At 28.4% G+C, this 14,505-nt stretch carries 8 protein-coding genes; 4 read left to right on the top strand and 4 right to left on the bottom strand.

Features of this window, described 5'->3' with window-relative positions; translation table 11 throughout:
* Positions 1–60 precede the first annotated feature (60 nt).
* From bhDAH_RS04270 to bhDAH_RS04260, 3 genes are read left to right on the top strand one after another with little or no spacing between them, the layout of a single operon-like run.
* The gene (locus bhDAH_RS04270) at positions 61–2,232 is read left to right on the top strand and encodes an AAA family ATPase (RefSeq protein WP_012422581.1); all 2,172 of its coding nucleotides are present in this window, start codon (positions 61–63) and stop codon (positions 2,230–2,232) included.
* A complete protein-coding gene (gene ileS / locus bhDAH_RS04265; RefSeq protein ID WP_012422580.1) occupies positions 2,217–5,351 on the top strand; it encodes an isoleucine--tRNA ligase in 3,135 nt (1,044 codons plus the stop codon). Before bhDAH_RS04270 ends, ileS begins: the two co-directional genes overlap by 16 nt.
* On the top strand, positions 5,339–6,196 hold the full coding sequence (locus bhDAH_RS04260) for a hypothetical protein (RefSeq protein WP_012422579.1): 858 nt from the start codon (positions 5,339–5,341) through the stop codon (positions 6,194–6,196). Before ileS ends, bhDAH_RS04260 begins: the two co-directional genes overlap by 13 nt.
* 13 nt (positions 6,197–6,209) lie before the next feature.
* Here the strand turns inward: bhDAH_RS04260 and bhDAH_RS04255 are convergent, their stop codons facing one another.
* The 4 genes from bhDAH_RS04255 to sbcD are packed head-to-tail and all read right to left on the bottom strand — an operon-like array spanning position 6,210 to position 11,891.
* The gene (locus tag bhDAH_RS04255; RefSeq protein ID WP_012422578.1) at positions 6,210–6,836 is read right to left on the bottom strand and encodes a copper homeostasis protein CutC; all 627 of its coding nucleotides are present in this window, start codon (positions 6,834–6,836) and stop codon (positions 6,210–6,212) included.
* Positions 6,837–7,775 carry an ROK family protein gene (locus bhDAH_RS04250; RefSeq protein ID WP_043924505.1) on the bottom strand — a complete coding sequence of 313 codons (939 nt, stop codon included), beginning with the start codon at positions 7,773–7,775 and terminating at the stop codon, positions 6,837–6,839.
* A gap of 47 nt (positions 7,776–7,822) precedes the next feature.
* Positions 7,823–10,672: an AAA family ATPase gene (locus tag bhDAH_RS04245; protein WP_043924538.1), complete on the bottom strand. Its 2,850-nt coding sequence runs from the start codon at positions 10,670–10,672 to the stop codon at positions 7,823–7,825.
* On the bottom strand, positions 10,659–11,891 hold the full coding sequence (sbcD, locus tag bhDAH_RS04240) for an exonuclease subunit SbcD (RefSeq protein ID WP_012422575.1): 1,233 nt from the start codon (positions 11,889–11,891) through the stop codon (positions 10,659–10,661). Before sbcD ends, bhDAH_RS04245 begins: the two co-directional genes overlap by 14 nt.
* A gap of 74 nt (positions 11,892–11,965) precedes the next feature.
* Here sbcD and topA point away from each other — a divergent pair, with 74 nt between their 5' ends.
* Positions 11,966–14,503, top strand: a complete 2,538-nt coding sequence (topA, locus tag bhDAH_RS04235; RefSeq protein WP_012422574.1) for a type I DNA topoisomerase — start codon at positions 11,966–11,968, stop codon at positions 14,501–14,503.
* Positions 14,504–14,505 lie beyond the last annotated feature (2 nt).

The raw sequence follows: 14,505 nt of genomic DNA, 5'->3' as shown, positions 1-14,505 counted from the left end.
AACCTAGTCGAAGTATCCGCGAGAGAAGTTGCTAGAAAAAATAAAAATAGAGAAGTTTCAATGTGGCATCTATTAATGTCTATACTAGTCTGCCCTAAGAAATCTGAAATAAAAAATATAGATACAAAAACTTTAAAAAATATCAAACAAGATACATTATGTGAAATAGAAAAGTTAGAAAAAGTTTTAATCGGTGCTGAGGAAATTATAATTCCAAAGATAAACAGAGAAATTTTCATTCTTATTGAACAAACCAAAAAAGAATTTAAGTCTAAATCTTCAATAGGAATAAAAGAGATTTTTTATCAAATTCTAAAAACGAAAAAACTTTTAAAGAAATATAAACTCAATAAATTAAGCTTCAACTTTAATGAAGAGAATATGATAACAAGCATAGACAAGATAAGGTTAATTGAAACATATAAAGAATTCGAAGATGAAATAAGACTTACAAATGACTACTTTGAAATTGACAGATATGTTAAAAACTTAACAACACTTGCAAAGGAAAAAAAACTTGATCCTCTAGTCGGTCGTGAGAAAGAAATCCAAGCATTAATAAACATACTTGAACGACGAAATAAAAATAGCACAATCCTAATAGGAGAACCTGGAGTTGGTAAAACGGCAATTGTTGAAGGACTTGCCATCAAAATTGCGAATAAAGAAATAAAAAGCCAATTACAAAATAAAGTAATACTACAAATTGACACTTCTGATCTAGTCTCAGGAACAAAATATAGAGGTGAATTCGAAGAAAGATTAAATAACATAATTAAATCCATCAAAAACAATAAAGACATAATAATATTTATTGATGAAATACATACTCTAATAGGGGCTGGAAACTCTGAAGGTTCTATTGATGCAGCAAATATTTTAAAACCTGTTTTATCCCGCTCTGCAATACAAATCATAGGCGCAACAACTTATGATGAATATAGAAAACATATTTCTCAAGACAAAGCATTTACTAGAAGATTTCAAACAATATCAATCAAAGAACCCGATGAACAAGAAACCCTTAACATAATCAACAACATAATAAAAAACTTTGAAGACTATCACGGTGTCACTTATGAAAAGGAAGCCATAGAAAATGTCATCAAGCTATCATCACAATATCTAATTAACAAAAGATTTCCCGATAAAGCAATTGATCTAATTGACATTGCCGGGGCACAGAAAAAACAAAAGGAAATTGATAAAAAGATAATTAATGTAGAGGATATTAAAAGCGCAACAGATGAACTATTAAATATTAAGATAAAATCTAACATCACAGAAGAAATTGACACTCTTAAAGCAGAAGCAATACACATAAAAGAAAAAATAATTGGGCAAGAATGTGCTATAAATGAAATAATTATAGAAATGGTCAAAACAAAACTTGGCATCAATAACAATATGCAACCTTTAACATCAATATTACTCATAGGTTCAAGCGGATGTGGAAAGACAATGATAGCAAAAACAATATCAAACATCATTATTGAAGATCAAAACTCAATATTAAAGCTAGACATGTCAGACTATAGAGAAGAAACTTCCATATCAAAGCTAATAGGAACAAATCCAGGATATGCAGGCTATGCTGATGGTGGTATTTTAATAAACAGATTAAAACATAATCCTAGGGCCTTTATTATACTTGAAAATATCGAACATGCGCATAATTGCGTACTTACTATAATAGAACAAATACTTGAAAATGGGGAGTTAATTAGTAGTAAAGAAGATAAAATATCTTTTAAAAATGCCATTATTGTTTTAAGTACATCTATTGGCGCTAAAACACTACTTGGAAAAGGAAGTATTGGATTTAACAAGACAGACAATAATATAAATATCAAAAGCGAAATCAACAATGAGCTTAAAACAAGATTCAAATCATCACTACTAGATAAAATACAAAAAAAAATAATCCTTAATGTCTTAAAAGAAGAAGATCTTATCCTAATTTATAGTAACTATTGCAAAGAACTCACTAAAAAATTTAGCCTCAAAAACATTAAAATAGAAATTGATGAAGCTCTCCAGAACCATATAATTGAAAAATATTATGATAAAAATTCTGGTGCAAGAAGTGTTTTAAATGCAATAAAAGAACAAATAGAAGAAAAAATTATCAATCAAATATTTAAAAATCCCAATATTAATCTAATAAAAATATATTTAGACCAAAATAATATAAAAATCAAACAAAAGGAAATCTTATGTTCAAGAAAGTAGAAAGCAAAGTAAACTTTCCGAAGATAGAAGAAAAAGTATTAAAATTTTGGAATGATAATAAAATCTTCGAAAAATCAATGCAACAAAGAGAAGGTTGTGAAGAATTTACATTTTATGATGGTCCACCATTTGCAACAGGACTTCCACATTTTGGGCATTTTGTTCCAAATACAATTAAAGATATAATCCCAAGATATAAAACAATGAAAGGAAAACATGTTAAGAGATATTTTGGATGGGATACTCATGGTTTACCCGTAGAGTATGAAGTAGAGAAATCTTTACAAATCTCTGGAAGATACGAAATAGAAAAATATGGGGTTGATAAATTTAATGAGGAATGCAAAAATATAGTTCTTAGATACACAAAAGAATGGCAAAAAACAATTTCAAGATTAGGTAGATGGGTAGATTTTGAACATAATTACAAAACAATGGATACAACCTTCATGGAATCTGTATGGTGGGTATTTCAAACACTTTACAATAAGGGTTTAATTTATGAAAGTTACTATGTATTACCATATTCTCCGAAACTTGCAACTCCTCTTTCAAACTTTGAGGTTAATCTTGGCGAGTATAAAGAAGTTCATGACCCATCACTAACTATAAAATTTAAAATCAAAGATAAAAATGAATACTTGCTCGCATGGACGACAACTCCTTGGACATTACCTACAAATCTTGGAATTGCTGTTGGTAGAGACATAGATTACTCTAAAATATTCGATAAAGAAAAAAACGAAACATTCATAATAGGCACAAAAAGATTAAATCACTATTATAAAGATGACAAAACATATACAGTAATAGAACAATTTAAAGGTGAGCATATTAAAGGAATAGAATATGAACCCGTATTTGACTATTTTTTAAGTCAAAGGAATAAAGGGGCTTTCAGGATTCATACAGCAGAATATGTCACAACTGATGATGGAACAGGAATAGTACATATCGCACCCTTTGGAGAAGAAGACTATAACATACTCAAAAAAAATACAAAAACTGATATGATAACACCTATAGATGCCGAATGCAGATTTACAAACGAAGTAAAAGATTTTGAAGGACTATTTGTTAAAGATGCAGATAATAAAATAATAGAAAAATTAAAATCAATGAATCTTTTATTCAAACGGGAAAACTTTTTACACAGATATCCATTTTGCTACAGAACAAATTCACCTCTAATTTACAGACCCATAAGCTCATGGTTTGTAAATATTGAAGCAATAAAAGAAAAACTCATAAAATCAAATGAGCAAATAAACTGGATACCTTCACACCTAAAAAAAGGACGATTTGGTAAATGGTTAGAAAATGCACGAGATTGGGCAATAAGTAGAAACAGATTTTGGGGGAATCCAATACCAGTATGGATATGTTCAAAAACAGGAAACAAAATATGTATAGGCTCTAAAGAAGAACTTGAAAGACTCTCAGGACAAAAGGTGAATGACTTACATAAAGATAAAATTGATAAAATCACTTGGCCAAGTCAATACGGCGGTACATATGTTCGCACAAGTGAGGTTCTAGACTGCTGGTTTGAATCTGGTTCTATGCCTTACGCAAGTAAGCATTATCCATTTAAAGATAAAGATAAATTCCATGATATTTTCCCTGCTGATTTTATTGCAGAGGGTTTAGATCAAACAAGAGGATGGTTTTATACATTAACAATCCTAGGCACTGCTCTTTTCGAACAGACAGCATTTAAAAATGTAATAGTTAATGGACTAGTACTATCTAGTGATGGAAGAAAAATGTCAAAATCACTTAGAAATTATACAGATCCAATGGAAGTAATAAACACATTTGGGGCTGATGCTTTAAGACTCTATCTAGTAATGAGTCCCGTAGTAAGAGCTGATGACTTAAAATACAGCGATGATGGGGTTAAAGATGTTTTAAAGAATATTATAATCCCTATCTGGAATGCTTATTCATTTTTCATAACCTACGCAATAATTGATAAATTTGAACCTAACAGTAACATAGTTCTATACAAAACTAATATCCTTGATAAATGGATAATTAGCGAAATTGAAAGTCTGAAAAAAACATTAAATGAAGAAATAGATAAATATAATTTAACAAAATCAATAGAAGAACTTCTTGCATTTATAGATAAGCTAAATAATTGGTACATCAGAAGATCAAGAAGAAGGTTCTGGAAATCTGAGAATGATAATGATAAGATTGATGCCTATGAAACGCTATACTATGCACTAAAGAACTTAATGTTGATGCTTGCACCATTTATTCCATTCTTAACAGAAGAAATTTATCAAAATCTGAAAACAAAAGATGAAAAAGAATCAATCCATCTAAACGAATATCCACAAGAGATCAAAGAACTTATTAACATAGATCTTGAAGAGAAGATGAACTTTATAAGAAAAGTGGTTTCAATTGCAAGAGCACTAAGAGCATCACATAACATCAAAATACGAAAACCCATCAGCACAATCTATATTGTAACCAAAGATCAAAAAGAACAACAAATACTAAGTGAAATGAAAGAAATAATACTCGAGGAAATTAATTCAGAAGAAATAAAAATAAAATCCAATGAAGAAGAACTTGTAACTTACAAAGCAAAAGCAAACTTTAGAGAACTTGGAAGTAAGCTCGGCACAAATATGAAAGCAGTAGCATTAGAAATCATGAAACTGAACAACGAAGATATATTAAAAATAATAAATGGTAATAAACATACAATTAAAATCAAAGACAATACATATGATATAACACTCAAAGATATAATCTTAGAAAGACACGAGAAAGAAAATTTAAAAGTAATAAATGAAGATTCTGTTACAATTGGATTAGATGCACTAATAACAGAAGAATTATACTTAAAAGGACTCTCAAGAGAACTTATAAGAAAAGTACAAAATTTAAGAAAAGAAAATAACTTCAATGTTAGTGACAGAATAATACTATACATAGACAACAATGAGATACTTAAAAAAATAATAAGTCAATTTGAAAGTTACATTAAAAATGAAACCTTAACACTAAAAATAGAGATTAATAACGAAAAGGCACTAACAAAAGTAGAACTTGACGATGAAATATTAATAAAAATAGGTATTGAAAAATGGTCAAATTAATTATCAACATTTTTATAACTATTTTTTTTATAGGATGTTCAACTTTAACTTACTCTCCACCTAAAGATAAAAGGTCTTCAATTATGTTGTTAGACCCATCATCAGACGTATACGCTTACATAGATCTATCTAAAAACAGATTCATCTACAATGAATTCAAATTAAAATACAAACTCGGACTTAATACTATTGGCAACCTATATTTAAGTTACACAAAAAATCCAGAAACTTTTTCATCAATAATAACAGGAAATTTTCCCAAAAATATCTTTTGGGGAATACACAACAACCCAAATTTTGAATCTCATGGCAATATATTTACAAATCCAAAATGGAAGATAAAAAATTCAAATATATATGTAACTCCCACTAAAGATAAAAAAGGATTTCTAATAAATCAAAAAGAAATAACTCATAAAAGCGAAAACATACTAACAACAAAATATATTGATACACTTAATCAAAATGAAATATTTATTTGGATAAAGGATATCACTAAATTAATACCAGATAACATAAAAACAAATCTGATTCCTTTTAATAAAGGAATACTTATTGCAAATAGTGAAAGTGACAATGATTATAATTTCAAAGCATACTTACACACTAATAACCCAGCAATACTATCTATTTTATCAAGGAAATTAATACCAATCCTGTTAAAAAGCACAACAAAAATAATAATTTCAAGTCCTATAAAATCTAAAATACAAGATCAAAATACCGTGGAACTTAAATTTAATGTTAACAAAATGAGCATTAAAAAATTCATAACAAGTTTAATCTTAGCCAAAGATGAAGAACCTCAAACATCTGCATTAAATATTGACTTGAACTTAAATTAACACAACAATAAACCTAAGATAAATTTAAATCACCAACAATAAGTCTCCCATGATAAGCTTTAGCACCCAAAATAGTATCAATGCCCTCAATATTATCCTTACTAACTTTACCTGCAACAATAATTTCTAATTTCTCTCCAGCCATTAATATTAAGTCTTGAAGTATCATAAGTGAATCTTCTGCTTTAAGCCCTCCCCCTGAAGTTAATATTCTATTAACGCCAATATCTAAAAGATTAGCTACAGAAGCCCTAATATCAGAAGTCTCATCAACTGCTTTATGAAAAGTAACTTTTAAAGGATAAGATAAACTTAACAACTCTTTAGTTCTATCTATGTCAATTTCATGATCATTCCTTAAAATGCCAAACACTACACCCTCCACTCCAAGACTCTTACAAAGCTTAATATCTTCCTTCATGACTTGAAATTCTAAATTAGAATACACAAAACCACCACACCTTGGCCTAATCATTACAACAATAGGAATATCCAAAGCTTCCTTCAAAACTTTTATGGAGCCATAAGAAGGTGTAGTTCCCCCACAAGTCGTATTTTCACAAAGCTCAATTCTATTAGCACCAAGCTTAAAAGCATTTAAAGCCTCTAATACGTTAAAAACACATGCTTCTCTTATCACCTAAACACCTAAATTACATAACACATTATTTTCAATAAAATAATGATATAATGCTCCAAGTTTTCCAGAATCATTATTAAATTTAGTTGTCTCAAGTTCAACAAGTTTCTTGATGTCATTATTATAAATATGAGCCAATTCTAAAGACCATAAATTCTCCAATTTATCATATATTCTACTTATTAAATCAGGTCTTGAACTTATGCCGCCTCCAATTAAGATTTTTGCAGGATTTAAAATAAAAGTTAAATTAAAAATTCCAAATGACAAAGTCTCAAAAAAATGCTCAATTTCATTCCTAGCGTGCACATTACCACTATCGGCAAGCTCAAAAACATATTCTCCAGAAACCTTATCAAACTCCATTTCCAAACGCTGAGCAACTCTCTTCCTCAAAGCCGCAACAGAAGCTATAGATTCCCATCTACAATTAAAAGGAATATTATTGCTAAGTCCTCTAATAATCATAAATCCAATCTCACCGGACATAAAAGAACAGCCCCTTAAAAGTTTTCCATTCATAAATATCCCAGCACCAATTCCTGTTCCAAGAGTTAAAGCAATAAAATCATTATAATGAATAGCATTACCTTTAAATTTTTCTGCTAAAGCCACACAATTAGCATCATTTTCAATCTCAACATTAATCCCTGTTAAAGTCTCAAGTTTTTCCTTTAAAGGATAATTCGTAAATCCTTTAATAGCATTTACTCTAATCACAATTCCCTTAGGATCAACAAATCCAGGCATGCAAATTGCAACACCTTTAATATTTTCTTCCCTTTTGTAAGAATTAATTATATCGACTAAAATACCAACTTGCTCATCAGGAGTAGTCCCTGATTTAACTTCATGCTTATCAAGGAAATTACCGCTACTATCTGCAAGAGAATATTTAGTATTAGTACCTCCAACATCAATTGAAACATAACGTTCCATACAAATCTCCATATTCTAAAATATCCAAATAATTATACAATAAAAAATTAAAAACTCTCTATAGTAATATTAGAAACTGTTGAAATTTTACTTACAACTATCTGCGTCTTAATCTCTTCCTTTAAATAAGAAACATGAGAGATTATACCGATTTGACGCCCATCAACACGTTGCAACTCAGAAATCTTTGGAATAACCATTTTTAAAGTATCCTCATCAAGACTTCCAAATCCCTCATCAAGAAAAAATGCTTCTATCTTAAGCTCACTATCTCTTATCATGTCTGAGAGAGCAAGGGAAAGGGATAAAGATACAAGAAATCTCTCACCACCAGATAGGGTCTTAACACTACGAGTCATATTCCCATCTCTTTTGCTTTTAACTAAAAAATTAAAATCTTTACTATCTGTATTAATTTCAAGCTCAAAATCAGGAAGAATAATACTTAAATATTTTTTATTCGATATACTTAAAATTTCATCAATTAAAAAACTCTGAACATAATACTTTAAACTAGGAGAAGTAGTAACAACTTTCTTTAAAATTTCTAATTTATCATTACGCTCATTCACACTGATTAACTCATTCTTAATATTTTCTAAATTAATCTCTTGCGCACTAAGTTCTGCTTTAAGAGTCTGTAAGCTTGAAAAATTTGCCTCATATTTACTAATATCCTTGGAGGAAATCTCAATTTGAGACATAAAATTAGATTTTAACTTCAAAAAATGCTCTAAACTATTCTTACTAGGCTTTAAAGAATCAAGTGAAAAAATAGAATCCTTAACATAAAACCCATTTTTTCTTGCTCTTTTGAAATCTAAAAAACTAGAAGTGAACTTAGCCAGTTCATCTTTAAGCTCCATTTTAAAACCTAATATGGTTTGTTTCATAAACTCAATTTGACTTGCAAGCTTAAGTTTTGAGTTATTTATATTCTCAAGAGACAAGTTCAATTTAGCATGATCATTCTCTATATCCCTTTTAGACCTTAAAATTTTTTTAAACTCCCGCTCAAGTAAAGCAGAATCATTTAAATTTACCTTTAAATTAATATCAGGCAATAAACTTCTTATCTTATCTAAATTTTCTTTAATTTCCACTTCCTTTAAAGAAATTTTGGAATTCAAATCATTAAGCATTCTTTTTAAATCCGCAACTTCCTTAAGCTTACCTTCAAGAACCAAAATCTTATCTCTATTAGAATAATCTATATATTTATGAAATAAATTCTGGCCGATTCTTTTTAAAATTTCTGCATTATTTTTCTTAAAATTTAATACGCAACTCTCCCATTTAATTTTACTTTCTTTATTATTCAAGATATCCAGCTTAAGAGCATCCAACTCAGATTGCAAAATTTGAAGCTTTGAGTTTAACGCTAAAAGCTCATTTAAACTACTAATTTTTAATTTTTCTTTTCCTTGATATACCTTATATGCATCTTCAAGATGTTTAAGATTATCAATATCTTTTGCAACAGACTGTTTATTACTATCAAGATGTTCTAAAAATTTTTTATACAAACCAATTCTAATATTCATGACAATAGTTTGAGATGAACCGCTATTATTTGACTTTAACAACAGCTCTAATCCATTTTTATATTTTAATATTAATTCTTCATAAAAGCCCTTTAATAACTTTAATGCCTCATAATAAACATATTTATCAAAATTAAATGTTGTTTCTTGTGAAGTAATACTTTTAATTTCGACATTTTTTCTTTTCTGTTCTAGTAATAATTTTTTTCTTTGCGCTTCCAATTGCCTCTCTTTTACAATCAATCTATCATAAGTCTTCTCATCAAAATCTATCCCACAGAAAAGAACATTCTCATAATACAATTCTTTTACATAATCAAAATTAAAATTATCTAAATCCAGATATTTTAATTCTTCTAAATCCTTTTGAATACTTGAAAATTCCAACGAAAACCGATTCTTATCATTTAGCAGCTCGCTCTGCCTTTTAACAAAATTTTTTAAATCCAAAAATTCATTAGAATTATAAAATTTAAGCTTTTCATCTAATTCTGATTTAATCTTTTCTTGCGAAAGATATTCATGACTTAACTTTTCTTTACTCTTAACCTTAGAAGATAATTCTAACTCTAAATTCTCTATCCTATATTGAATACCTAAATAATTTTGATTGAATTTTATTATTTTTTCACAAATACCTATTAACTTATAAACACTGTCAAGATTTTTTTTTAAAGCTTCTATATCAACTAAACCCAAAAAATCAGTCAATTCATTTAATTTTTTTTTATTACTGCTAACTCTATTTTTTTCCTCCATATCTAAGAACTCTAATTTTTCTTTATTGAATTTTGTAAGTTCTAATTCTCTTTTTAAAAAAATTTCTATATCATCGTATTTTTTTAAATTAAAAATATTGTCAATTATTGCTGTCTTACTTTTTGGCTTTGAAGTTAAAAATTCCTGAAAATTACCTTGGGGCAAAATAACAGTTTGACAAAACTGTTCAAAATCCAACCTACAAAGACTTTTTATATAAGCTAAAACATCATCTTTATTCTCAATCAAACTCCCATCACTAAGACAGCTAAGTATCATATTTTTTGGCGTTTCCTTTTGTCTTATGTTAAGTTCAATAAATGACTCATAAACTTTTTCAGAAACAGTAAAAGTAAGTTTAACATAAGCACTATTAAAACCCTTAGAAATTGAATCTGCAATATTTTTATCAAGCCTATAAATTCGTGCATAAAGAGCAAGAGTAATACAATCCAAAATTGTACTCTTGCCAGCTCCAGTATTTCCAGAAATTAAAAAAATACCAGATCTTTTTAAAACAGAAACATCAAAATTTATCTCATATTCGCCCTTATAAGAAGCAATATTTTTAAATACTAGCTTATTTATTCTCATATTCGCCTGCTCTTCCCTTAAGTAATACTTCTTCAAAAAGAGCAATAAGTTCTTCTTCTTTAAATTTATTTCCTCTCCTAAAACCATTCATAATATCTCTTTTTAATTTTTCTTGAAAAAAATACTTTTCATCTCTATTTAGTACTTCATCCCTACTAAGCAACCTTCTCCCTTCTCTTAAAGACTCCTCTCCTGAATCTACTAAATTATGATAAATATCAAATATATTGATTAAACTTGATTTTGCCAAATCATAAATCTGCTCCTCAAATTCCGCATCCACTCTCTCATTAAGTTCAATTTTTAAGTAACAAAGATAAGAAATTTCATTCTTAATCTTCTGCAAATCACTCATAATCTCATTAAAAGAACCTTGTAAAAAATGCAATTTACCAAACACAGGAAGTAAAATCTTATTTTGCTCAACTAATTTACCATTACTGAAAAACAATACATTCACATATTTCTTAATATCCTCATCAAATGAATATTGAATTGGTGAACCTGAATAAACTATATTATCTTTTAATTTTTTAAAATTATGAATATGTCCAAGCGCAACATAAGAAAAATTATTGCCAAAAACACTAACAGGCAAAATAGGACTATTTCCAATATTACCAACTACGCTACTACTAGAGAAAAAAGAATGTGCAATCAATATTTTAGGAATATTAAGATACTGTTCATCAAGAGTTCCAATAATCTTTGATATTTGATCTTTATAAGCTTTTTCAAGGTTTTTAAGAAAAACATCATTATGTAGCTCTATATTCTTACAATCTTGATCCACAATAAGTCTTTCATTAATGTAAGGCACGCAGACAATAATAAATTTAATATCACCACGATCTTCTAAAAACACCACTTGATTGGCAAGTTCATCTTCAGTAATTAAAAAAAAATTAAACTTTGAAAGTATCTTTTTATTAATCTTAAAATAATCTTTCTTATCATGGTTTCCAGTAATAACCACACACCATTTACAAGACGTAAAAGACAATTCGTAAAAAAAATCATTTATTAATTTTTGTTCCTCAAGTCCAGGTCTCTTTGAATCATAAACATCACCAGCAATAAGCAAAAGATCAATCTTTTCATTTTTAATAAATTCCAATAAAAAACTTAAAAAGCTTTGTTGCTCACTAATTCTAGAAAAATTCCCAATTTTTTTACCAATATGCCAATCAGATGTATGTAAAACCCTATAAGTACTCATAAATACCGCACTATTTTTATTGAAAAATTATAACAATTTACACATTATGTTATATTATATATGATAAGGGTTTTATGCAACAAAGAAAATTAATAATAGTAGAATCACCAACAAAAGCAACAACAATAAAGAAATATCTTGATAACTCATTTTCAGTAGAAGCTTGCATAGGACATATAAGAGATTTACCAAACAGTGCTAAAGAAATACCTGATGAATATAAAAAATTTGAATGGGCAAACCTCTCTATAGATTATCAAAATGACTTTAAACCACTCTACATTATTCCAAGCAACAAAAAAACAGTAATTGAAAAACTAAAAAATCTCATAAAAGAGCAAGATGAAATTTACCTTGCAACTGACCAAGATAGAGAAGGCGAAACAATAGCTTTCCATTTAAAAGAAGTATTACAAATTAAAAATTATAAAAGAATGGTATTTCATGAAATTACAAAAAGTGCAATAATCGATTCACTAAACAATACAAGAGAGATTAATATGAATCTCGTTAATGCTGGCGAGACAAGAAGAATAATAGATAGACTTTATGGATATACTATCTCTCCTCTACTTTGGAAAAAAATTGCTTACGGACTTTCTGCTGGCAGAGTACAATCCGTTGGTCTTCAATTAATTATAGAAAAAGAAATGGCAAGAATAAATTTCAAGAAAGCCAATTATTATTCCATTACACTTGAATGCAAACATAACAAAAATGATATACAGATTAAAACAACATTAGAAAAGATTGAAAATAAAAATGTAGCTGAGAGCAAAGACTTTGTAAACGATACAGGGGTTTTACACAATCCTGATAAGACAATTGCAATAGACAAAACATTAATGAATGTGCTTACAAAGGAGTTAAAAAAGACAAAAGAGATCGAGGTGATTTCAATTGAAACAAAAGAAACAAAACAAGCTCCTCCTAAACCATTCATTACATCTTCCCTTCAACAAGAAGTAAACAGACGATTAAAAATAGGAACCAAACAAATTATGAATTATGCACAAAAATTATATGAACGTGGTTACATAACTTATATGAGAACAGATTCTTATAACATTGCAAAAACCGCAAGAGAAAAAATAAAAAATATTATAAAACAAAAATACGGTGAAGAATATATAGAAACAAATGACAGAGTATATGTTAAAGTAAAAATGGCTCAAGATGCACATGAATCCATAAGACCTTCTGAAATGTTCACCCCTCCTGAACAAATACAAATAGAAAGCGAAACTGCCAGAGAAATATATAAAATAATATGGGATAGAACTATTGAATCCGTCATGAAAGACGCAATAAAAAAAGTTATTAAAATAACATTGAAATATGAAAATTTAACTTTTAAAGCAAGTTTCACAAACCTTATTTTTGATGGGTTTCTTAAAAATAATAAAGAATCTTATGAAAACAATATCATGGATTTTTCCCTCATAAAAGAAGGTGATAAATTTATCATACTAGATATAAAACCAGAAGAACATGAAACAAAACCCCCACTTAGATATACAGAAGCATCACTTGTACAAAAGCTTGAAAAAGAAGGCATAGGACGTCCTTCAACTTATTCAACTATTATCTCAACACTCTTTGAAAGAGAATATATATTTAAACAAAATAATACGCTAATACCAACAATAAAAGGAGCTGCTGTAACAAATCTTTTAAAAAAATATTTCCCAGTACTAATTGAACTAAAATTCACATCCCACATGGAAGAAAACTTAGACAAAATCGCAATAGGCACACTAGACAAAATAAAATATCTAAATAAATTTTATAATGGAGAAGAAGGCCTTAAGAATACAGTAAATAAAATAGAACCCATTATTAGCCCTGAAGAATTTAGAATAGTCCATGAATACAATAATGACGAGAAGTTTAATTATAAAATCAACATTGGCAAGTTTGGGCCTTATTTAATTTTTAATGGAAATAATTACTCAATTAATGTAACAACACCATTAGAAAACTTATATAAAGAAGATGAAATAAAAAAAATAATAGCAGAAAAAGAAATACAACCCAATATATTAGGAGTTGATCCTGTAACGGGGCTTAATGTAATATACAAAAATTCAAAATATGGAGGAATTGTCCAACTTGGAGAGGATGTTTATGCGCCACAAGAATTTACAAAAACAGGTAAGCCCAAAAAACCTAAAATAATAAAAGCTAAAAAAGTTTCAACAAAAAACATAGAATATGAAAATCTAACCTTAGAGCTTGCTCTTAAGTTACTCTCACTTCCAAAAGTAATAGGAGAATATCCACAAACTCATGAAAAAATAATTGCTACAACAGGAATTTTTGGAGATTATATTAAAACTGAAAACAATAGCATAATATGCCCACTAAAAAAAGATATGAAAGCATACGACATAACACTAGAAGAATCAATTAAACTACTAGACGCGAAATTAGAAAAAAATGGTATTATCGTAAAAACAATACCACTATCAAAAAATAAAGTTGGAAATAAAATCTATGTTTACAGACAAAATGATAAATTATATGCTAAAATTAAGAGGAAAAAGGTTGATTTGCCTACTAATATTGACCTTGATCAAATAGATGCAGCTTATGTGTGCGGACTAATGTAGGA

It is taken from the genome of Borrelia hermsii DAH, from assembly GCF_023035675.1.
Taxonomy (GTDB): Bacteria; Spirochaetota; Spirochaetia; order Borreliales; family Borreliaceae; genus Borrelia; species Borrelia hermsii.
The sequence above is the reverse complement of the archived record's forward strand: the minus strand, read 5'-3'. Positions and strand labels throughout refer to the sequence as shown.

Coding starts and splice junctions, on each gene's coding strand:
- ileS (WP_012422580.1), top strand. CDS start 2,217: ATGTTCAAGAAAGTAGAAAGCAAAGTAAACTTTCCGAAGATAGAAGAA.
- bhDAH_RS04270 (WP_012422581.1), top strand. CDS start 61: ATGTGGCATCTATTAATGTCTATACTAGTCTGCCCTAAGAAATCTGAA.
- bhDAH_RS04250 (WP_043924505.1), bottom strand. CDS start 7,775: ATGGAACGTTATGTTTCAATTGATGTTGGAGGTACTAATACTAAATAT.
- topA (WP_012422574.1), top strand. CDS start 11,966: ATGCAACAAAGAAAATTAATAATAGTAGAATCACCAACAAAAGCAACA.
- bhDAH_RS04245 (WP_043924538.1), bottom strand. CDS start 10,672: ATGAGAATAAATAAGCTAGTATTTAAAAATATTGCTTCTTATAAGGGC.
- bhDAH_RS04260 (WP_012422579.1), top strand. CDS start 5,339: ATGGTCAAATTAATTATCAACATTTTTATAACTATTTTTTTTATAGGA.
- sbcD (WP_012422575.1), bottom strand. CDS start 11,891: ATGAGTACTTATAGGGTTTTACATACATCTGATTGGCATATTGGTAAA.